The organism is Salinibacter sp. (genome assembly GCF_042218895.1).
Classification (GTDB): Bacteria; Bacteroidota; Rhodothermia; order Rhodothermales; family Salinibacteraceae; genus Salinibacter.
Window position 1 is genome coordinate 1 of the sequence record NZ_JBDGQQ010000037.1, and the last position, 22,416, is coordinate 22,416.

11 protein-coding genes are annotated in these 22,416 nt (G+C 64.1%); 9 read left to right on the forward strand and 2 right to left on the reverse strand.

Annotated elements, in window-relative coordinates; all coding sequences use genetic code 11:
• The first annotated feature begins 357 nt into the window (after window positions 1-357).
• From ABEL04_RS03955 to ABEL04_RS03990, 8 genes are all read left to right on the forward strand, one after another.
• On the forward strand, window positions 358-1,527 hold the full coding sequence (locus tag ABEL04_RS03955; RefSeq protein ID WP_375801084.1) for an alanine racemase: 1,170 nt from the start codon (window positions 358-360) through the stop codon (window positions 1,525-1,527).
• A 587-nt stretch (window positions 1,528-2,114) separates the two neighbouring features.
• Entirely contained in the window at window positions 2,115-5,297 is a 3,183-nt protein-coding gene (locus tag ABEL04_RS03960) for a SusC/RagA family TonB-linked outer membrane protein (protein WP_375801085.1), read from the forward strand.
• Between the two features lie 80 nt (window positions 5,298-5,377).
• Complete coding sequence (locus ABEL04_RS03965) at window positions 5,378-6,946, forward strand: SusD/RagB family nutrient-binding outer membrane lipoprotein (RefSeq protein WP_375801086.1); 1,569 nt, start codon at window positions 5,378-5,380, stop codon at window positions 6,944-6,946.
• An 83-nt stretch (window positions 6,947-7,029) separates the two neighbouring features.
• Entirely contained in the window at window positions 7,030-10,389 is a 3,360-nt protein-coding gene (locus tag ABEL04_RS03970) for a VCBS repeat-containing protein (protein ID WP_375801087.1), read from the forward strand.
• Window positions 10,390-10,431: 42 nt separating this feature from the next.
• Window positions 10,432-13,065 (forward strand): family 20 glycosylhydrolase, encoded by a 2,634-nt coding sequence (locus ABEL04_RS03975; RefSeq protein ID WP_375801088.1) that lies wholly within the window; start codon window positions 10,432-10,434, stop codon window positions 13,063-13,065.
• A gap of 53 nt (window positions 13,066-13,118) precedes the next feature.
• The gene (locus ABEL04_RS03980; protein WP_375801089.1) at window positions 13,119-15,008 is read left to right on the forward strand and encodes a family 10 glycosylhydrolase; all 1,890 of its coding nucleotides are present in this window, start codon (window positions 13,119-13,121) and stop codon (window positions 15,006-15,008) included.
• Window positions 15,009-15,025: 17 nt separating this feature from the next.
• Window positions 15,026-16,828, forward strand: coding sequence for a glycoside hydrolase family 10 protein (locus tag ABEL04_RS03985; RefSeq protein ID WP_375801090.1), 1,803 nt, complete (start codon window positions 15,026-15,028; stop codon window positions 16,826-16,828).
• A 319-nt stretch (window positions 16,829-17,147) separates the two neighbouring features.
• Window positions 17,148-18,179 carry a LacI family DNA-binding transcriptional regulator gene (locus ABEL04_RS03990; protein ID WP_375801091.1) on the forward strand — a complete coding sequence of 344 codons (1,032 nt, stop codon included), beginning with the start codon at window positions 17,148-17,150 and terminating at the stop codon, window positions 18,177-18,179.
• 231 nt (window positions 18,180-18,410) lie between these two features.
• Here ABEL04_RS03990 and ABEL04_RS03995 read toward each other — a convergent pair whose 3' ends face one another.
• Together ABEL04_RS03995 and ABEL04_RS04000 are read right to left on the reverse strand one after the other, a co-directional pair.
• Window positions 18,411-19,031: a gluconate 2-dehydrogenase subunit 3 family protein gene (locus ABEL04_RS03995; RefSeq protein ID WP_375801092.1), complete on the reverse strand. Its 621-nt coding sequence runs from the start codon at window positions 19,029-19,031 to the stop codon at window positions 18,411-18,413.
• 173 nt (window positions 19,032-19,204) lie between these two features.
• On the reverse strand, window positions 19,205-20,929 hold the full coding sequence (locus tag ABEL04_RS04000) for a GMC family oxidoreductase (protein WP_375801093.1): 1,725 nt from the start codon (window positions 20,927-20,929) through the stop codon (window positions 19,205-19,207).
• Window positions 20,930-21,245: 316 nt separating this feature from the next.
• On the opposite strand from ABEL04_RS04000, the gene ABEL04_RS04005 reads away from it, so the two are divergent.
• Complete coding sequence (locus tag ABEL04_RS04005) at window positions 21,246-22,376, forward strand: carbohydrate-binding family 9-like protein (protein ID WP_375801094.1); 1,131 nt, start codon at window positions 21,246-21,248, stop codon at window positions 22,374-22,376.
• Window positions 22,377-22,416: the final 40 nt, after the last annotated feature.

Here is a 22,416-nt window from a genome sequence, read left to right on the forward strand (position 1 = left end):
GCGCCCGATTCCGACCAGCGCGAAATGAAGTCGTCGACCGTCATGACGACGGGGAAATGATGCAAACGCTGAGAGAAGGGTCATCGGAAAATGATCTTGGCTGAACTTAACGCCTGTGGTCGAAAAGAACGAACCGGGCACGGGGCTCGACTCTCGAGCATGATCCGTCCGCGAGGCTCGGTCCGGCAAAGAACACTGCTCCGGTTCGGCGCTCGCCCGCTCCCTCTTCACAGTACGGTCTCGAACCCGTCCCGGACGGCACAAGCACCTCCATCGCTCGGTAAGGACTTTTCTCCGACCGCTGCTGTATTGTCGGGAGCTCCGATACGCCGCCGTCTTCCGCCCCGTCCCGCCGCCATGACCCTCGACGCCCTCTCCACCCCCGCCCTCCTCATCGAGCAGTCGCGCCTGCGGGAGAATCTCGCGGCCATGCAGGAATTGGCCAACGCAAACGACGTGACGCTCCGGCCCCACGCCAAAACCCACAAGTCCGTGGCGGTGGCCCGGCGGCAGCACCAGCGCGGCGCCGAGGGGCTCACCGTCGCCACCGTGGCGGAGGCCGAGACGTTCGTGGACGCCGGATTCGAGGACGTACGCGTGGCCTACCCCGTCACCGGCCGCGACAAGCACGAGCGACTGCAGGCCCTCCGGGCCGCGGCGACGATCTCGTTCACCGTCGACACCCCGGCGGGCGCCGAGCAAGCCTCGGCCGTCTACGCCGAGGCGGACGATCCGGTCGACGTGCTGATGGAGGTGGACGTGGGGCACGGGCGCTGCGGCGTGCACTGGGCGGACGACGAGGGTGCAGTGACGCTCGCTCAGCACATCGCGTCGCTCCCCGGCCTCCGCCTCACGGGAATCCTCACCCACGCCGGGCAGGCCTACGACGGCCCGTCCGACGGCGAAACGGAAACCGACGCCCTCCGCCGCGTGGCGCGGCACGAGCGCGACCGCATGCTCTCCGTTGCGTCCACCCTGGTCGAGGCGGAGGACGTAGGAGTGACGCCGGGAACCTTCGAAATCAGCGTCGGCTCGACGCCGTCGATGGCCGCGTTCGAAAACGCCGAGCGCAACGGCCTTCGCATCACCGAGATTCGCCCCGGCAACTACGTGATGCACGACGCGATGCAGGTGGCCCTCGGCGCGGCCTCCCTCGACGACTGCGCGCTCACGGTCCTCACCACGGTTGTCAGCATACAGCGCAAGCCCGGCGGCCCCCGGCGCGCGTTCGTGGATGCAGGCAAGAAGGTCTTCACCACCGATACCGGCTATGGCACGGACGGGCACGGGATCGCGCTGGCGGACGCTGCGGGAATGCAGCCCCACTCAGGAGTCCGTGTCGATCATCTGTCCGAGGAGCATGGCTGGCTGGGGGTCGGCGAGGGGGCCGACCTTGAGGTCGGCGATCGGCTCCGGATCGTGCCCAATCACGCCTGTGTGACCGTTCAGACGCAGGACAAGATGCACCTCGTGGACGGCTCGGAGGTCCAGGAAACGCTCGCCCTCGACGCACGAGGCCGCCGTTGATCCGCTGCTGTGTCCCCCGAGGCGCCTCGCCTCTTCATCGTTCTGCCGCCCGCTACGGGCCGACCTTACGGGTACGGGATCGCCCAACGGCGCCGTTGGGATCGGCTGACGGCCACATGGTCCCGTGGGAGGATCATCCGTCCCCTAGCCCGGGCCACGACGAACAGCCTCACCCCGCCAGGCCCCTCCGCGGACGCATCAACCCAGGAGACGCACATCGCGACGCGGTGCTTCGAGAGAGGGCAAAAGCCCTGGAGAAGATCCGGAGCGAACCTGCGCCCTGTGACGGCTCGGATGATTTTTTCCTTCACACACATTTTTCCTAAAAGGGGCTCTTAGGCGGGTATTCGTTGCTTCCTCGGAGGGATTCCCCATTCGGAAGCGGTTCCAAACGCAAAATGGAAGCGGTCCCAAAGCTTAATCCTTCCTTGATAGACAGGGGCGAGCGAGATTATAATGAGTGTGCGTCCGCGGCACAGACTAGCCGTCCGCCTCGAAAGAATTGTCGACAGTGGTCTTCGGCGGAGGTTGCTAACCATGCTTCGCCCGGCGCGTGTCGTCCACCATTACTCACCGCAGGTACCGCCATGCTGACTCGTTACAATCTCCAGTGGTCTCGCTCCTTTTTTTTACGGATTGGTGTCCTCGTAGCTTCGGTCCTCCTGTTTACCGGAATACAGGCGGTAAGCGCACAGCAGCTTACGGTGGAGGGCACCGTGCTGGACGCCGAATCCGGCACTCCCCTTCCGGGCGTGAACGTGCTCGTAGTGGGGACCCAGCGCGGAACGGCAACCAGTGCCGACGGAACTTTTGAGATACAGGTGCCCAGCGAGGATGATTCTCTTCGATTCTCGTACGTGGGGTACCAGTCGAAGACTGTTCCCCTTGAGGGACGGTCGGAGCTGACGGTCGAGCTCCAGGCCGGCACGGAGCAGCTTGAGAACGTCGTCGTGACGGCGCTCGGCATTGAGCGAAAGCGGAAATCGCTCGGGTACGCCGTGAGCAAAGTGTCGGGCGAGGACGTAGCGGAGGTGTCCGCCCCGAGCCTCGCGGATGCCCTGTCCGGGAAGGCCGCGGGCGTCGACATCAGCAACACAGCGACCGGGCCTGCCGGGGCGAGCAACGTCACGATTCGGGGAATTTCGAGCCTCACCGGCGATAACCAGCCGCTCTATGTTGTTGATGGGGTTCCCCTCAACAACTCCAACCTCGTGAGCGCCAGCAAGTGGGGCGGTTCCGACATGGGAGATGCCCTTACCTCAATCAACCCGCAGGACATCAAGAGTATCAGCGTGCTGAAGGGAGCTGCTGCCGCGGCCCTCTACGGGCAGCGCGCGACGGACGGAGTGGTTCGGATCACGACGAAGTCCGGCGGGGGGGCGGCGCAGCAGGATCTCGGAATCGAGTTCACCAGCAAGCTTGAGATGAACCGGTCGCTGAATTACTTCGACGACATCCAGAACCAGTACGGCCACGGGTTTATAGAGAAAGTGGAAGGAAAGCAGGTCTGGCGAGGTCAGGTCCCGTCGGACCAGGCCGGGGCTCAGAGCATCGGGCTCTCTTCGTGGGGCCCCAAGATGAGCGAGGTCGACCAGGCGGTTCAGTACGATGGAGAAATGCGGCCCTACGCCCCCGTTGGAGACAACAAGAGGGACTTCTACCGGACTGGACTGAGCTCAAGCAACTCGATTGCGCTAAACGGCGGGTCGGAATCAACCACGTTCCGGCTCTCGATGTCGCACCGGCGCGACCAAGCCATTGTCCCGAACTCCGGATTTAACCGAACGACGTTTCTGGGGCGTGCCTCCTCCGACTTTGGGCTCAAGGCCCTGAATACGGACGTAAAGTTCAGCTACGTGCGCGAGAACGCGAGCAATCGCCCCCGCGTCTCGGATTCGCCGGGCAACCCCAACTACGCAGTCGCCCTTCTCCCTCCCAGCGTGGACGTCAACACGTTGAAGCCGGGCTGGGTAGAGGGCAATAAATTCGAGGAATTCGCGTTCTCGTCGTCTCCGTTCCAGACCAATCCGTACTGGGCCGTTCGGAAGTTCTCGGCGGACGACACGGATGATCGGATTCGGGGATTCGTCAACACACAGTACAACTTCACAAGCGCAATTTCGGCGGAGGCCCGGTTCGAGATGTCACAGTTCTGGACCCGTCGAACCCAAGTAGAGCCGTTCGGCACGGCCTACGATCCCGGCGGAGAGATCGACGAGGACGAGTGGAACACCGTCGAGTACAATGCGAGCGTTCGACTGAACGCCACTTACGATCTTACTCCATCGTTCAACTTTTCCGGTCGGATTGGAGGAAGTATGCGACACGAGGAGACCGAGTTCATCGGAGCATTTGGGGACAACTTTAACATCCCAGGGCTTCGGACGCTCAGCAACACGCAGAACCAAACCCCGTCCTACAACCTCTCGAAAGAGGAGGTGTGGTCGGTCTACGGAACGGCCGACGTGTCGTACAACAACTATCTGTTCTTGACCTTCAGTGGCCGTACCGATGTCTCTTCCACACTGCCTGTCAACAACAACGGGTTCTTCTATCCGTCGGTGCAGGGAAGCTTTGTGTTCTCCGACGCGCTCGATGTGCCGGAGTGGATATCGTACGGAAAAATCCGAGGCTCCTGGGGACGTGTGGGCGGCGATACGAGTCCGTACCAGCTTCGGCTCAAGTACGGCCTTCGGGGCGGAGGGCACGTGAATCCGGGTCAGGGAAAGGTGCCCATCGGCTACATCGCGTCGGGAAGCGTGCCGAACGCAGAGCTCGAGCCCTCCTTCAAGGAGACCATCGAGGCCGGCCTTGAGATTGGCGTCTTCAACGACCGACTCGGGCTCGATTTGACCCTGTATCAGGAAACCAACAGGAACGACATCGTCCCGACCACGATCTCCTCGACCTCCGGATACGGAAGTCGCGTCCTCAACGTCGGGAAAACGCGCAACCAGGGCATCGAGCTTGCCCTCCGGAGCACTCCCATTCAGACGGAGTCCCTCGAGTGGAATCTCGTCCTCAACGCGTCGAAGAACAGCAACGAGGTCGTTAAGCTCACGGAGGATCTTGACCGGCTAAACTTCCGGCAGCCCCGCACCCGAAACGCCCGCGTCGTGGCTGAGGAGGGAGAGCCCTACGGCGCGATCAAAGCCTTCAAGTTCAAGCGAGACGATCAGGGACGGCTCATCCTAGATAGCGATGGGCTCCCGCAGGCCCGAGACACACTCACTACGGCCGGGTACTTCCCGCCGGACTGGCGAGGGGGCATTACCAATACCCTCAACTACAAAGGCTTCACGTTCCGGGCACTGCTGGACGTTCAGATCGGAGGCGACATCTTCTCCGGAACAAATTCCATCTTGACGTCCAACGGGCTCCACGAACAAACCCTCCGCGGGCGCGAGCAGGGATATGTCGAGGTGAAAGGCGTCGACAGCGAGGGCAACCCAGTGACGAGCAAGGTCGCTCCGGACACCTACTGGGGACGCATCGCCTCCGACGTGTCGGATCAGTTCGTCTACGACGCCAGCTACGTGAAGCTTCGCGAACTGCGGCTGGGCTACCGGTTTTCCTCGCTGCTCGAGGGCCTTCCCGTCCAGGCAGCAAACGTTGCCCTGACCGGCCGCAACCTCTGGATTCTCCACAAGAACGTTCCCAATGTGGACCCCGAATCCACGTACAACCGGAGCACTCAATTCCAGGGCCTTGAGTACTTTGGCGTGCCGCAGTCCCGCAGCTACGGACTGAGCCTCACCCTTCGGTTCTAGCCGAGACGTCCCCATCCCCTGGCAGGAAGCGATGGGCGGGCACCAACAAACTGATTCGCACCTGAATACGGATCCACGCTATGAAATTTTCTGCGCTCACACGGCACATACTGGTCTTCGGCGTTCTTTTGGTTGGCCTTACAGCCTGCGACTCGCTGGATTCTCGTCTGCAAGACATAAACACCGATCCGACGAAGGAGACGAGCCTCAAGCCCGGGTTTCAGCTCACCAACGTCCAACTCCTGACATCTGGGGGACGGTACGAGACGTGGCGCAACAACCTGATTTACAATTCGACGATGGTCCAGCATTTCGCGAGCCTTACAAGCTACTGGGCCGGCGACAAGTATTTCTACATCAGCTCGTACTCCGCGGCCGTGTGGGACCGGTGGTACGACAGCGCGGTGAAAGAGGCCGTAGACCTTGAGCGCCGGACAAGAGGCAAGAAGGAGATGGTCAACAAGAATGCCGTCGCGAAGATCATGAAAGTGTTCATCTTCCACCGCCTCACAGATCTGTACGGCGACATTCCGTATTCGGAGGCCGGGCTGGCCTTCTACGAAGGGATCAGCAAGCCGAAGTACGACAAGCAAAAGAACATCTACGACAGCATGTTGAAGGAGCTGGAGACGGCTGTCGGCCAGTTCGATCAGTCCAAGCCGATGTATGGCAATGGCGACATCATGTTTGACGGCAGCATCGCGAAGTGGAAGAAGTTTGGCAACTCTCTGATGCTCCGGCTGGCCCTTCGGATGGTGAAGGTCAACAATAGCAAGGCCCAGAAGTGGGCTCAGAAGGCGATCAACGGCGATGGGGGACTGATGGAGAGCAACGACGACATCGCCTACATTCCGCACCAGAGCGGCCCCAGTGGCATCAACAAAAATGGGAATGGCGAGGTCTTCGCGTTTATCGGCCCGGCGCCGCCCTACATGAGCGACACGTTCGTGAGCTGGATGAAGTCGAAAGACGACCCTCGGCTTCGGGTGTACGGAGAGGACGACGGTGATCCGGCCAAGGGGCTGCCCAACGGCTTCGATGCTGGCTCAGGCAGTTCCGGAATTCAGAGCCACTCGAGCTGGGTGTCGTGCGAAGGCGACAATCCCCCAGATCCATGCGGGACTGACGTCTACATGAAGCCGAACAAGGTGCTGCTGGGCGTGGACGATCCCATGTTCTTCCAGACCTACGCGGAGGTCGAGCTCATGCGCGCCGAGGCCAAGGTGCGCTGGGGCATTGGATCTGGCTCCGCCGAAAGCCACTACCGGAAGGGCGTTCGGGCTGCCCTGAACTACCTTTCCATGTACGGAGAAGCGGCGGCGATTTCGCAGGACAAGGTCGACACGTACGTGAGCAACGTGCCGTGGGCTTCCAACACACAGGACCAAATCCGGCAGATTAACGAGCAGTACTGGGCGGCAACGCTCATGAATGAGTACGAGGCCTACGCCAATTGGCGCCGCACCGGTTATCCGGAGCTGACCCCCACCGACTACCCGGGCAATCGGACGGACGGTCGCATTCCGCGCCGGATGATTTATCCGAACAGTGAGGCCTCGGTGAACAAGGCGAACTACAACGAGGCTGTGAGTCGCTACGAGAACGGGGACTCCTTCATGAGTCGAATGTGGTGGGACGTGAAGAAGTAACCATCCGCCGTACGTCGCGTACAGGGGGCGGGTCATGTTCCGGCATGACCCGCCTTCTTTTGTTTTGAACCGATCTCTGAGCAATGCGCTGGTTCTGGGCCGCCTGCCTCCTTGCCGGGGCTGTCTTCCTGAGTGGATCTGGGTCAGATCCGGGTTCGCCCCCGTCGCTGTTCACTCGTCTCTCCCCAAGCTCGACAGGAATTACGTTTTCCAATGACCTTGACGAGGGGCCCGGTCGCAACGTGCTGACCTACGAGTACTTCTACAACGGCGGAGGCGTCGCCGCAGGAGACCTCAACGGTGATGATCGGCCGGATCTCTACTTCACCGCCAACCAAGCCGCCAATGCGCTCTATCTGAATGAGGGGGCCTTCCAGTTCCGAGAGGTCACGCGGGAGTCGGGCGTGACCGACCCGGACGGATGGACAACTGGCGTTACGATGGCCGACGTGAACGGCGATGGTCGGCTCGACATCTACGTCTGCAAGTCCGGGTGGCAGGCCCCCGAAAAGCGCCGCAACAAGTTGTACATCCACCAGGGAACAGGAGAGGACGGAATCCCAGAGTTCAAGGAGCAAGCCGCGGCCTACGGGGTGGCCGACCCTTCCCGGTCTACCCACGCGACCTTTTTCGATTATGACGGGGATGGGGACCTGGATCTGTATCTGCTGAACCACGCGGTCGGCCGTACGCGGTTCGATGCCAGCCAAAAGACCCGTCGCCAACGGCGCAGCGGGCCGGCCGGAGATAAGCTTTACCGCAACGACGAGGGAACCTTTGTGGAGGTGACTGAGCAGGCCGGTATTATCGGCAGCACCTCCGGATACGGATTGAGTGCCACCGTCAGCGACATCAACCGCGACGGCTGGCCAGATCTCTACGTCGCCAACGATTATGTGGGGGACGATCGTCTCTACATCAACCAGGGCGACGGCACCTTCGACGAAAAAATCCGCTCCTGGTTGGACCACACGTCCTATGCGTCGATGGGCAGCGACATTGCCGACTACACGAACGACGGCCGCCCCGACCTCTTTGTCCTCGACATGCTAGCCGAGGGACAGCGCCGCCAGAAGCTCCTATCCGGCCCGAAGGACTTCGAATTCTATCGCAGCATGTGGTCGCGCGACTACTATTACCAGTACCAGCGCAACACGCTGCACCGAAACAACGGCAATGGGAGCTTCAGCGAAATTGGACAGCTCGCCGGCGTCTCAAACACCGACTGGAGCTGGGCGGCCCTCTTCTCCGATTTCAACCTCGACGGGCGCAAGGACCTCTACGTCACAAACGGATACCGGCGGGACTACACGAACCTCGATTTCTTGAACTCGGTTCTCTACTCGAATCTCAGTTACCTCAAATACCTCAACGCGGAAAATCCCGAGGACGTCGACGTGGACCTGTACGGAATGGTCCAGAAGATCCCATCCACGCCCATCCCCAACTATGCCTTTCGCAACGAGGGGAACTTGACGTTCGAGGACGTGAGTGGGAAATGGGGACTTGCTCAGAAGGGATTCTCGACGGGCGCCGCCTACGCGGACCTCAACAACGATGGCGGGCCAGACTTGGTGGTCAACAACGTCGATCAGAAGGCATTCATCTACCGCAACAACGCCCCCGAGCAGACCGACCACAACTACTTGAGCGTCGACCTAGAGGGCACCGGCGACAACCAGTTTGGGATCGGGGCCAAGGTCAAGCTCACCACGCCGTCGGGACAGGTTCTCTACCAGGAGCTGATGCCGGCCCGAGGCTTTCAGTCCTCGGTCGAGCCGGAGCTTCACTTCGGTCTCGGTACGGCCGACACCGTGTCGCTCACGGTCATCTGGCCGGACCAAGCCCGGGAGACCCGTCCTGCCGTAGGGGCCAACCAGACGGTGACGCTCCGTCGCAATGAGGCCCAACCCACGGAGCCCGCCCCCAACCCGTCCCCAGATCCCCCCCTGACGGCAGTCTCCACTGAACGCGGGCTGTCGTTCGACCACCGCGAGAATGCCCTTAACGACTTCAAGGAGCAGCCCTTGCTCCCCCACATGCTATCGCGGGAGGGGCCGGCGCTGGCCCGCGGCGACGTGAATGGAGACGGGCGCACAGACCTCTTCGTCGGTGGGGCCCGTGGGCAAAGCGCCGCTCTCTTTCTGCAGCGGCCCGACGGATCGTTTGAGGCGAGCACGCCCTCCGTTTTTTCCGATCACCGCCGTCACGAGGACGTCGACGCCGCGTTTTTCGACGCGGACGGGGATGGAGACCTGGACCTCTACGTCGTAAGCGGCGGCAAGGCGGCCCGAGAAGCCTCCGGCTACCAGGATCGCCTGTACCGAAACGACGGGGCCGGGCAGTTTACACACGCCCCCGACGCGCTGCCGACGATCGAAAGCAGTGGAGGAACGGTGGCGGCCCACGACTACAACGGGGACGGGAAGACCGACCTTTTTGTCGGTGGCCGGGTGTGGCCGGGCGAGTATCCGCTGCCTCCACGCAGTTACCTGCTCAAAAACACCGGCGGGCAGTTTACGGACGTGACCGCCGAGGTCGCGCCGCTCCTCTTCAAGCCCGGCATGGTGACCGACGCCCTCTGGCACGACCTCAATAACGATGGACGGACCGAACTCATACTCGCTGGAGAATGGATGTCGATCCGGGTCTTCCACCTGAACGATGTTGGGCTCTTCGAAGACCTTTCCTCGGAGCTGGGATTTGAGGATACGAATGGATGGTGGCAGAGCCTCGCGGTGGCGGATCTCAACGGCGACGGGCAGGCCGAGCTCGTGGCCGGGAACCGGGGGCTCAACGCCCAGGTGCAGGCCCGCCCCGACGCACCGGCCGCCATCTACGCGTCCGATTTTGCCCGGGACAGCGGCGTGGATCCCATCATGACCCACCACCTCGGCGGCAAAGAGTATCCGGTGTACTGGCACGACACGCTCGTCGAGGCAATCCCCCCGTTCAAGCCGCGGTTCGACTCCTACGAGGACTACGCGACGTCGACGATCAGCGAAATCCTGACGGCAGAGGAGCAGAGTGAGGCCACGCACCTGACGGCCTCGGTTTTCGAGACGAGCATTTTCGTCAGCCAGTCCGACGGGACCTTTCAACGGCGCGCCCTGCCGATCGAGGCGCAGTTTGCCCCCATCCACGGACTCGTGGCTCGGGACGTGAACGGGGACGATCTCCCCGACCTACTTCTGGCCGGCAACGACTTCACGGTGCGGCCTCAGTGGGGCCGGGCCGACGCCGAGAAAGGCACAGTTCTTCTGAACCAGGGAAATTCCACGTTCACCGTGCTCCGTAGCCGGAAGAGCGGCTTTCACGCGCCGAAGGACGTACGTAGCATGACGCTGATCGAGGAGGGGCCGGCGGCACCGATGGTGGTGGTTGGCAACAACGACGCCTCCCTCTCGGCGTTCTCCCTATCTGCACAGCCCCGGCGGCAGTAGTGGGCGCACCGTTTCTTCCGACTCCTAATTCTCCCCCGACGAATGAAACGTTCCGCCGCCGTCCTGCTTGTTTGCTATCTCGCGGGCCTGGGCTTAGCGTCGCTGGAGGCGCAGGCCCAGCCGGCCCCGTTCCCCTCAGCCGATGATCTCGCCATTCGATGGGAGGTGGAAACGAATCTCATCGACGACGGAGCCCGATTCCGATCGGTACTCACGCTCGTCAATCGGGGCAACGTGCCGCTGAAGGATAACGGATGGACGCTCTACTTCAACTTCCTCCGGGAAATCGATACGACGACCGTGGGCGCTCCGGTGGACGTCACGCGGATTAACGGCGACTTCTACACGCTGGAACCAGGGAATGCCTTCTCCTCCATCCCGCCCGGTGGAGAACTCCAAATTCCGTTTGAGGCCCCGGGGTCGGCCATCAAGCACATCGACGCCCCGGCCGGCTTCTACGTCGTCTTCACCGACGGGCAGGGCGATCCCAAGCCGCCGGCCCCCGTGACGGACGTGACCATCGAGCCCTTCACGCGGCCCGAGCAGACAAAGCGCGGCCCAAACGACGTGCTCCCCGTGCCAACGCCCGCGTCTCGGTACCAGGATAATCAGTCCCTGTCGGTGCGTCCGGCCGACTCGGTCGGACGCATCGTGCCGACGCCGGTGTCAACGGAACGTCGATCGGGAACCTTCACCCTTTCCGCCAACGCGACCATTCATTACGAGGAGGGCCTAGCGTCGGAGGCGCGGCAGCTTGCGGCCGGGCTTGCGCCGGTGCTCGGACGCCGCCCCAGGACGACGATGGAAACGACCGATGCGGCCATCACGCTCCGCCGGGACGACGTGACGCCCCCAATGGCCGACTCGGCCCAGGCCGAAGCCTACCAGCTTAGCGTCGACCCGGAAGCGGGCATCGAGATCGTTGGGACCACCGACGCTGGGGTGTTCTACGGCGTGCAGAGCCTGGAGGCCTGGCTCCCCGTCGATGCGTACAGGGCCCCCTCGCCGCCCGTGGCCGTGCCCGCCGCCCGGATCATCGATGCCCCTCGCTTCGACTACCGAGGGCTCCACCTCGACGTGGCCCGCAACTTTCAGTCGGTCGAGGCGGTGAAGCGGTTGCTCGACATCATGGCCTTCTACAAGCTCGACACGTTCCACTTTCACCTGACGGACGACGAGGGCTGGCGCGTGGCCATCGACGGATTGCCCGAACTGACGAAGGTCGGCGGGCGCCGCGGACACACCCTCACCGAGCAGAATCACCTCGTACCCTCCCACGGGTCGGGCCCCAATCCCGCCCCGTCCGCCTCTCCGGGAAGCGGGTGGTACAGCCGCGCCGACTACCTGGAGATCCTGCGTTACGCGAAGGCGCGCCACATCACGGTAATGCCCGAAATCGACGTGCCGGGGCACGCCCGCGCCGCCGTGCAAGCCATGAAGGCTCGCGGGCGGCGGCTCCGGGCGGCCGGGGACACCGCCGCGGCCCGCCGCTACCGCCTGCACGACCCGCAGGATACGTCGACGTACGAGTCGGTGCAGGGATGGGACGACAACGTGATCAACGTGTGCCAGTCCTCCACGTACCGCTTCCTCACGAAGGTCGTCGATGAGCTTCGGGCCATGTACGAAACGGCCGGCGCCCCGCTTCCGGCGGTCCACGTGGGGGGCGACGAGGTGCCGGACGGTGTGTGGACCGAGTCACCCGCCTGCGACGAGTACATCGCCCGCACCGAGGGGGTCGAGAACGCCGATGACCTCTTTGGGCACTTCCTCGCTCGGTTTCAGGACACGCTGGCCACTCGCGGCCTCACCATGGCGGGGTGGGAGGAGGTCGGGCTTGAAGAGGCTACCCATCAGGCCACTACGACGACGCCGAACATGACTCTGGTGGACCAGGCCGTCCGCCCTTACGTCTGGAGCAACATCTGGGGCGGCGGCACGGAGGACCGGGCCTACCGGTTGGCGAATGCGGGCTACGATGTCGTGATGTCGCAGGCGACCAACTTCTACTTCGACATGGCCTACAGCAAGCACCCGCGGGAGTCCGGCTACTACTGGGCGGGCTTCGTCGACACGCAGGCCCCCTTCTCGTTCGTGCCGTTCAACCTCTACAGAAGCGCCGACCGGACGGTCATGGGTCAGCCCATCAACCCGGACTCCGCCTTTGCCGACCGCGTGCGGCTCGCAGACTCGGCCCGCTCCAACATCCTGGGCCTGCAGGGGCAGCTCTGGGGGGAGACCCTGCGGAGCACGCGGCGGATGGAGTACATGGCCGTGCCCCGTCTCCTCAGTCTCGCCGAGCGCGCCTGGGCCCCTCAGCCGAAGTGGGCGACCCTCGAGAACACCGAGCAACGCCGACGCCGACGGGCCGGGGCCTGGAACGCTCTCGCCAACCGGCTGGGCCAGCGCGAGCTTCCGCGCCTGAGCGCCCGCATGCCGAACTGGGCGTACCGGCTGCCGCCGCCCGGAGCCGTCGTCGAAAATGGGCACCTCAAGGTGAAGGTCGCGCTCCCCGGGCTTCCCGTCCGCTACACCACCGACGGCACCCCGCCGACCTCCGCGTCGCCCCGCTACACGGGGCCTGTGCGCGTCGACGACGGGACGACCATCAAGCTACGCACCTTCGATACGCTCGGCCGCGGCGGACGAGTTGTGACCCTCTCGGCGACTCCATAGGGCACGACGGCTCTCTGCCAACGTCTGTCTGGCCAATCGGTCCCTATCCAACAATGAGATCTGTCCGCACACTTCTTCTGCTGTCGTTTGGCCTGTTTCTTTTCTTTGCTACAGGTGTCGCCGCACAGACTCCCCCGAAGCACGAGTTCCGCGGGGCCTGGATCGCCACGGCCTACAATTTGGACTGGCCGACCTCGCGGACAGCCTCCCCGTCCGCCCAGAAGGCCGAGCTGCGCCGCATGCTTGACAGCCTAAAGGCAACCGGCATCAACGCCGTCTTCTTCCAGGTTCGGTCCGAGAGCGACGCGATGTACAACTCTGACCTTGAGCCGTGGGCCTACTGGCTGACCGGGGAGCAGGGGCGGGCTCCAGATCCCTTCTACGATCCGCTTCGGTTCGTCATTGAGGAGGCGCACGCCCGCGGCCTGGAAGTGCACGCTTGGCTCAACCCGTTCCGCGCGGTGAACGCCAGTTCCGACTACGACCTGGACACGACCCACGTCGCGGAGGAGCATCCTGAGTGGCTCCTCCAGTTTGAGGACGGCCTAAAGGTACTCGATCCCGGGCTGCCACAGGTGCGAAACTACGTCACGCGGGTCGTCATGGACGTGGCGCGGCGCTACGATGTCGACGGGATTCACTTCGATGACTACTTCTACCCCTACCCGCCGAACGAGATGGATCAGCCGGGAAATCGAACGAAGGATCGCGATACGTTTGAGAAATACCCGCGCGGGTTCGAGGACGTTGAAAACTGGCGTCGCGACAACATTGACACGTTCGTCCAACAGGTGCACGACAGCCTTCAGACGACGGCCCCTCGGGTGGTGTTTGGCATCAGCCCATTCGGCATCTGGAAGAGGGGGGTACCCTCCGGAATCACCGGGCTCAGTGCCTACCATACGATCTACGCCGACGCGGTGGCCTGGCTGAAAAACAGGTCGGTCGACTACCTCGCTCCGCAACTCTACTGGGGCTTCGGAGGCGGGCAGGACTACGCCACCCTGGCTCCCTGGTGGGCCAAGCGGGCGGACGCGAACGAGCGGCACCTCTACCCCGGTCTCGCCGCGTACAAGGCTGCCCCGAAGGTCAAGTCGGGCCCTCGCCTCTTCCAGGTCCGGGCCGCAGCGCGCCACGGAGCGCCCGACTACGGCCCCGATGTGGTGCCCCGCCAAGTACGCTTCAACCGGCGGCGCGATCGCATTCAGGGGACCGTGTTTTTTCGGTCCGAGCACCTCACCCGCACCCCTGCACAGGGCCTCGCCGATTCGCTCCGGCAGCACCTCTACCGGCACCCAGCGCTGCCCCCAACCCTGCCGTGGCGGAACACCGATGCCCCGGCCGCCCCGCAGGCCCTGACCGTCGAGCGGACAGGACCGCAGAACAAGGAGGTGACGCTCCAGTGGGAGTCGTCCTCTGGTGACCCGTCGGGCGCCCGGCGCTACGCGGTCTACCGAGTCCGGGCCCGCACGTCGCCTGACTTCACGAACGCGATGCAGAAGGCCCAGAATCTGCTGACCGTCACCGGCACGCCTACGCTGACGGACCGGCCTGTGCGGGCGGAGCACCCGTACCATTACGCCGTCACGGCCGTGAGCGCCAATGCGGTGGAGAGCACGCCGAGTTCGTCCGTCTCGGCGGAAGGACGCGTCTCTCAGGCCGCCGAGGCCTTCGCCGTCCGCGGAAACCATCCCAACCCCTTCTCGGAAACGACCACCCTCGTGCTGGACCTCGCGGCGGCCGCCGAGGTCACGGTGAACGTCTACGACGTGCTCGGACGGCGCGTCCTCCGGATCCGCACGTCTCTTTCTGCGGGAGTCGAGCAGACGCTTCGACTCGACGGGTCGACGCTCTCGTCCGGCGTGTACGTCTACCGCGTGCAGGCCGCCACGGACAACGACGCCCGGGACATCGGCACCGGCCGAATGGTGGTGGCCCAGTAATGACCTTTTCTTCCTCGATGCTTCGCTCTCGCGCTTCCTCCCTCACAGCCGCTTCCGCTGCTCATCGCTTCTGTTATCGGCGACTTGCCCTTAGGCTGCTGATTTTTGGAATCGTACTGTCGACTGGCTGTCGAACCCTCGGCCCCCAACAATCATCGGGCTGGGCGAAGGCCGAGGCCACGTCTCTTCCTTCTGTTTCCCGCGAGTTTCGGGCCGCCTGGATCGCCACGGTCGCCAACATCGACTGGCCCTCCGAACCGGGCCTACCCGTCGAGCAGCAGAAGGCCGAGCTACGCCGGATGCTCGACCAGGCCGCGGCCCTTCACCTGAACGCCGTGATCTTTCAGGTGCGCCCCCACGCCGACGCGCTTTACGACTCCCCGCACGAGCCGTGGTCCTTCTACTTGACGGGGAAGCAGGGCCGTGCGCCCGATCCACACTACGATCCCCTCCGGTTTGCTGTCCGGGAGGCCCATGAGCGCGGCCTCGAGCTGCACGCGTGGTTCAACCCATTTCGGGCCGGACACCCGGCGGACACCTCCGCGCTCGCCCCAAACCACGTCAGCCATACCCACCCGAAGTGGGTGCGCCAGTACGGGGAGTACCTGTGGCTCGACCCCGGCGTGCCGGAAGCGCGGGCCCACACGCGCCGGGTCATCATGGACGTCGTCCGGCGCTACGAGATCGACGGTGTCCACTTCGACGACTATTTCTACCCGTACCCCTCGTACGCCGACGGTGCCCCCTTCCCCGACAGCGCAAGCTGGGCGCGGGCCCAGCGGAATGGATGGACTGGCAGCCGGGCCGACTGGCGCCGACACAACGTGAACCGGCTCGTCAAGCGTCTCTACCGCTCCGTAAAGGAGGCCGATCCGCAGGTCAAGTTCGGGATCAGTCCGTTCGGCATCTGGCGCCCCGGCCACCCGCCGGGCACGAAGGGCTTCGATGCCTACGCCCAGCTCTACGCCGACGCCCGCAAATGGCTGCGGGAAGGTTGGATCGACTACATCACGCCTCAGCTCTACTACCGAACCGACCAGTACGGATACGCCTACCCCACCATGCTGCGCTGGTGGATCGAGCAGAACCGGCACGACCGCCACGTCTGGCCCGGGCTCTACACGAGCCGCGTGCGCATGTCGGGAAATCGGCACTGGTCGGACCGGCACCTCATCGGCCAGATCTACACCGCCCGGTCGCACCCGGAGGCCACCGGTCAGGTTCATTTCAGCATGCAGGCCCTGATGCCCCTCCCGGATTCAGTGCTCGTCCACGCCGGCACCGACAGTGCAGCGGTCGCCCCCGTTCTCGACACCGTGAGGGCCGACTCGGTGATCGTAGCCGGACGACCCGTCGACTCGGTGGCGGGGGATGCCGCGTCCGTGGACTCCATCGCCGTCCCACAAACGCGGCGGGGGCCTCGGCATCTCCGGGCGACGGCTCGTCTCCTTGAGCGATTGCCGACCGAGCCGTACGCCGAACCGGCCCTCGTGCCCGCCTCGCCGTGGCTCAACGACGAGCCTCCCAAGCGCCCCATCCTAACGGTTTGGGAGCAGGCCGATCACCTCATCCTCACGATGAAGCCGACAGGTCAACAGACCGTCCGCTGGTGGGTGGTGCGCTGGCGTCGGGGCTCGGAGTGGGTGACCGACATCGTCCCGGGCCCGCAGCGCACGTATCAACTGGCCCGCGACCCATCCACGATGGGGCCGAGCATCGTTGCGGTCTCGGCCGTCGACCGGGCCGGAGCCGAGAGCGCGGCGATGGTGCTACGGCGACGGGGCTCGCGCTCCAGTCGTCCTGCCCCGACGAACCGGTAGGGACGAGCCAGGGGGGTATGTTCGGGCCGCCGAGAAATCCTCCTGAGCCCAGAGTGGAACGACGGGAGCGGTTGACATAGGCCCTGCCCGGAAACGTGTGGATTTCGTGAAACGAACGTTATCGCTACCACATTCAAAACGCAGACGGGAGCGAAAAAGGGGTGCCACCACCGGGGTTTTGTCTCGGCGCGGAGCGCTGGGGTTGTCTCCGTATCCAGGCCCTCGTATCCTTTGTTTCCCAGGCATTTTGCCCGAAAGGAGCCGTCGTCCCGCGAACTCGTTTCTTCGACAACTTCCTAACCAAAGCCCCGATTCCGCCATGGAGGAAGACATGACGATTGACCAGGTTGCCGAGCTGGCGTATGTTTCCCGGTCCGTGGTGTCACGGGTGCTCAACAACCACCCCAACGTGAGCGAGGAGGCTCGTCAGCGGGTGCTCAAGGTGATCGAAGAGCACGACTACCGCCCAAGCTCAGTGGCCCGGAGCCTCGCCACCGATCGGTCCTTCGAGATTAGCGTCCTCACGCCTCGCCGGGGCGACGAATCGCTGGCCAACGGCTACTGGCCCCTGCTGTACTCCGGCATCTTCGAGCAGTGCCTCGAGCGCGGATACTTCGTGTCGCTGTCGATGGCTTCCGAGGAGGTCGAGGACGAAATTCAGGACCGGGCCCGCGACTCTCGATTTGACGGGTACGTCCTCATCACCACCGAGGTCACCGATCTGGTCGCCTCCTCGCTTGACTCGGACGACATCCCAACGGTGCTCATCGGCCGCGACCCAGCCTGGGACACGCTCAGTTCCGTGGACATCGACAACGAGAAGGGAGGGCGCAAGGCCGGTCGCCATCTGTGCGATCTCGGATACGAGGAGATCGGCCTGATACTGGGCAGTCTCGACCTCAAAGAGACCGGGGACCGGCGGGAGGGGATCGAGCAGGCGCTGTCAGACGGCGACTGCTCGGTGCCAGACCGGTTCGTCGCCGAGGGGGACTATTCTCAAGAAAGTGGGTACACCATTATTCAGGACTGGATCGCGTGGGGCGCACTGCCGCGGGCCCTCTTCTGTGCGAGTGATGCGATTGCGATGGGGGCGCTCCTTGCACTTCAGGAGAATGGATATCGGGTCCCCGAGGACGTCGCCGTCGTCGGGTTCGACGGGCTTCCCGCCTCGGAGTACACCGTGCCGCCCCTGACCACCGTTCGCCAGCCGGTCTACGAAAAGGGCCAGCGGGCGGTCGATCTGCTCATCGACCAGATCGAGAGCCCCGGCACCGACCCGGTGCACACAGAGCTGGAGCCGGAGCTGGTGGTGCGGAAAAGCTGTGGAGCGGCGGATGCGTCCGGGGCGTAGCTGGTGAGGGCGGGTGGATTCGACCCGATCGTGCGCGCCGTCGGCGGGTCGCCTTTACCGCGCCCCTCCGGGATTGGAGATGTGCCAGCCGAGGTCTTCCTCGTCCCGACACGTTTCCGGGCGTTCAACGGAGCACCAGCCTCCCCCGAACGCTTTCATCCCGCATCGAGATTCCGTTCCATCGCCAACGCCCGTGTCCCTTCGCCTCTTCGGGGCACGGGTCTCAGGCCGCTACGCCGTCACCCCAATGTGCTTGAGCACCTCGTCGGGGCACCCCGTCCACTCGGCCACGTACCGATTGCCCTGATACTTCAGGTCCTCCATGCCCATCTTGGACGAGAAGAAGCCCGAGGCCGTGAGGTCGCGGAGGCTGTTGAAGAACTCGACGCCGGGCTGCATCGCCGGCTCGGCCTGCTCCGGCCACGCGATCGCGTCGATCAGCTTCCGCTGCTGCTTTTGGTCGCACTCCACGAACGGGCCGCCGAAGCGCTCGATGCACTCGTAGTCGATCCAGGCAAGGCCGCCCCGGAAGGCGCGCTGCGCCTCGTCCCGGTTGCGCAGCTTCTCGTCCGTCAGAATGAAGTCGATAAACTCGGGCACCCCCGCGTCCGTAGCGCTGCCCGAGCGCTTGTCCGCCGGAATAATCCAGTCTACGAGCACGCGGACCGTTTCGTACTCGTGATCCGAGAAGAGCTGGCGGTCGTAGGCCTTCGGGTCGGGGGCCGTGGTGGCCGGTTCCACCTCCTTCTCCTGCTCGTCGGCGCTCTCAGTGGAGCAGGCCACGCTAAAGGTGGGAGCCGCCGCCATAAGGCCAATTAGCTTGAGGGCGTCTCGGCGTCCAATCTCACTCATCGGTCCAGGGGAAATGTGGTGGAATCGTTCGGAGAGGCTCGTGGGCTCGCACACCCGCGAGCGGCAATGGGTGGGACGTGACGCATGCGGTTCTCACCTTCACACCTCACGCACCACGGGCCAGACCCCGGCACCGGAAGCGCGCGCGTCCGGAAGCCGGGGGAAAGCCCAAACTAAAGGTTGCCCTTGTTGCGCTGGTCGACAATGTAGTCGGCCGTGCGCATCGAGAGGGCGAGAATGGTCCAGGTCGGATTCTTGTGCGGCATCGACACGAACGGGCCGGCGTCGGCGACGAACAGGTTATCGACGTCGTGGGCCTGACAGTACGGATTCAGAACCGACTCGTCCGGGTTCTCGCCCATGCGGGTCACACCGGACTCGTGGATAATCTCGCCGGGGTTGGTAATCCCGTAGTCGTCCTCGGGGCCCGGCATGTCACCGAGGGACCTGCCGCCCGCCGCCTCAATGATGGCTCGTCCTCGTTCCTGCATGTGCTTTGCCTGCAGCCGCTCGGCGTCGCTCCAGGAGTGGTTGAAGCGCAGCACAGGAATGCCGTACTCGTCGGTCGTCTCCGGATCGATCTCGCAGTAGTTGTCCTCGCGGGCGATCGACTCTCCCCGCCCCGAAAAGCCCACCACGGCCCCGTAGAGGCGGCGGTAGTCCTCCTTGAGCTGCTGGCCGTACCCCCCGCCGCCCTTCCGGTCCGCGTCGGGGAGCTTGTCGTTCAGGTCCTGGATGCCCCCGCCAAAGCCGTACCCTGGCATGCTGCGGCCGCCCCAGGTTTCGAAATGATAGCCGCGGGGAAAGTCGAGATCCTGGTCGTAGGCCCACCAGGGAATGTAGATGTGCATCCCGCCCACCCCGTCGCAGTTGTGGGCCGGCTGGCTCAAGAGTTGGGGCATGAAGCCGACCACGGTTGTCCCCGTTGAGTCCATCAGGTAGCGCCCAACCGTGTCGCTGGAGTTAGCCAAGCCGTTGGGATGCTGCCGGGAGGTCGAGTTCAACAGCAGTCGGGCCGACTCGCAGGCGCTGGCGGCCAGCACCACCACGTCGGCCTTCACCGTCTGCTCCCGCCGGCTCTGAGTGTCGATGTAGGACACTCCCGTCGCCTGGCCCTCCGCGTCGGTCGTTACCTCACGGGCCATCGCATTGGTGATGAGCGTCAGGTTCCCCGTCTCGAGCGCTGGATCGAGGAGCACCGGCGGGGCCGAGAAGTTCGAGTGCGTCGTGCAGCCCCGGTTGCACTGCGCACAGTAGTGACAAGCCTGGCGGCCATTGTGGTCCTCCGTCAGGATCGACATGCGGGAGGAGAGCACCGGGATGCCGATGCTCTCCGCACCCTGCTTGAGGAGCTTCTCGTAGCAGCGTGGCTCCGGGGGGTCCATGAAGATGCCGTCCGGCTCGTTGTAGAAGCCGTCCCGCGAGCCAAAAATGCCGACCAGCCGGTCGACTCTGTCGTAGTAGGGCTTCAGGTCCTCGTAGTCGATGGGCCAGTCGTCGCCGTACCCGTCGATGCTGCGGGCGTTGAAGTCGTCCGGGCCGAAGCGGAGAGAGATGCGCCCCCAGTGATGGGTGCGTCCGCCCAGCATGCGGGCCCGCCACCACCGCCAGTCAGTCCCCTCGGTGGTCGTGTACGGCTCCCCCTCGATCGACCATCCGCCGATGCAAGCGTCAAATTCCCCGAACGGCCGCTCCTCCGTTGCGGCCCCGCGGCGCGGCGATGCGTAGTTCCAATCGAACATGGCCCCGTCCTCCTCCACGTTCCATTCTGGCCCCGCTTCCAGAACAGCCACACTCGCCCCGGCCTCGGCCAGGACTTTGGCCGCCATGCTTCCCCCCGCACCGGAGCCGACAATGCAGACATCATAGGTATCGGGCGACTGTTGAATGTGTGGCATGTGCAGGTCTGAGTACTGAGACTGAAAATAACGAAGACGCCTTCAATGGTACTGGACGCGGGTCGGGGTCGCAAGCCGAGTGTTCGTATATTGAAGATTGTTCAACAAATGGGACGGGTCCCCCTCCTTGTGTGTCAGGCGTTTTCAGAGCCACAGCTTCAGGGCGGCAGATCCGATGGGGGACCCCGCTTTTATATGGTAGGCTTGCGCGCTGACCTCTTCCATCTGGAAGCGGTTCCGAATCGAGAGCCTTCATTGCGAACCGTTCCCGCTCCTGCTATCCTGTGAAAACTCTCTCCGGCATTGCTGACGTGCGATGAAACGAGCTCTGCCCTCCATGCTCCTCGCGGGCGTCTTTTTGCTCCTCGTCGGTGGGGGCTGTGGCGGAGATTCTGATTCCGCTCCTCAGTGGTCACCGGCCGCCACTGGAAGTGACCTGCCGTTCGCCCCGCGCACCTACGCGATCCACCGCGCAGCGGCTCCTATCGACGTGGATGGCCGTCTCGTTGAGGCCGACTGGGCCGCAGCCCCCTGGACAGCCGACTTTGTCGACATCCGGGGCCCGGACGCCCCCACGCCCCGGTACCGCACCCGCGCCAAGATGCTGTGGGACGACGAAGCGCTCTACGTGGCCGCTCAGCTGGAGGAGCCCAACGTGTGGGGAACGCTTACGCAGCGGGACACGGTGGTGTACTACGACGATGACTTCGAGGTCTTCATCGACCCCACCGGCACCACCCACAACTACTACGAGGTGGAGGTCAACGCCCTCGAAACCGTGTGGGACCTCATGCTCCTGTCGCCCTACCGCGATGGCGGACCGGCCATCGACGCCTGGGACGTGCGGGGCATTAAGGTGGCCGTGCACGTCGATGGGACGCTCAACGACCCCTCGGACACCGACGAGGGGTGGACCGTCGAGATGCGCCTGCCGTGGTCCGCCCTGGAGGAAGCTGCCCCCGAAGGCCGCCCGCCCCAGGCCGGCGATCAGTGGCGCCTCAACTTTTCGCGGGTCGACTGGCCGCTGACCGTTCAAAACGGGCGATACAAGAAGGATCTCGACACCACGAAGGCCCATCCTGAGAGCAACTGGGTCTGGTCGCCGCAGGGGGTGATCGACATGCATCGGCCCGAGCGGTGGGGGATCGTTCAGTTCGTTGACGCCCCTGCCGGGACGGACACGGTCAACGTCCAGGTGCCCCCGACGGCCCGGATCAAGTGGGCACTCCGCCGCCTCTACTACCGGCAGCGCCAGTACCACGACAGCACAGGGCACTACGCGTCGTCCCTCTCGGCCCTCGACGCCGCGGATGTCAAAATTCAGGGCCGCCCTTTTACCCCGACTCTTCAGACGACCCAGAGCATGTACGAGATTACCGCCCTGGGGGCCCGCGGAACCACGGTCCACATTCGCAGTGACGGGAAGACCTGGACCTCCACCGAGTAGCCCCTGCCACGTTGTCCCGTTGACGTCGTACCCAGCCGTT

Coding starts and splice junctions, on each gene's coding strand:
- ABEL04_RS03980 (WP_375801089.1), top strand. CDS start 13,119: ATGAGATCTGTCCGCACACTTCTTCTGCTGTCGTTTGGCCTGTTTCTT.
- ABEL04_RS03995 (WP_375801092.1), bottom strand. CDS start 19,031: ATGAGTGAGATTGGACGCCGAGACGCCCTCAAGCTAATTGGCCTTATG.
- ABEL04_RS04000 (WP_375801093.1), bottom strand. CDS start 20,929: ATGCCACACATTCAACAGTCGCCCGATACCTATGATGTCTGCATTGTC.
- ABEL04_RS03975 (WP_375801088.1), top strand. CDS start 10,432: ATGAAACGTTCCGCCGCCGTCCTGCTTGTTTGCTATCTCGCGGGCCTG.
- ABEL04_RS03985 (WP_375801090.1), top strand. CDS start 15,026: ATGCTTCGCTCTCGCGCTTCCTCCCTCACAGCCGCTTCCGCTGCTCAT.
- ABEL04_RS03970 (WP_375801087.1), top strand. CDS start 7,030: ATGCGCTGGTTCTGGGCCGCCTGCCTCCTTGCCGGGGCTGTCTTCCTG.
- ABEL04_RS03960 (WP_375801085.1), top strand. CDS start 2,115: ATGCTGACTCGTTACAATCTCCAGTGGTCTCGCTCCTTTTTTTTACGG.
- ABEL04_RS04005 (WP_375801094.1), top strand. CDS start 21,246: ATGAAACGAGCTCTGCCCTCCATGCTCCTCGCGGGCGTCTTTTTGCTC.
- ABEL04_RS03965 (WP_375801086.1), top strand. CDS start 5,378: ATGAAATTTTCTGCGCTCACACGGCACATACTGGTCTTCGGCGTTCTT.
- ABEL04_RS03955 (WP_375801084.1), top strand. CDS start 358: ATGACCCTCGACGCCCTCTCCACCCCCGCCCTCCTCATCGAGCAGTCG.
- ABEL04_RS03990 (WP_375801091.1), top strand. CDS start 17,148: ATGGAGGAAGACATGACGATTGACCAGGTTGCCGAGCTGGCGTATGTT.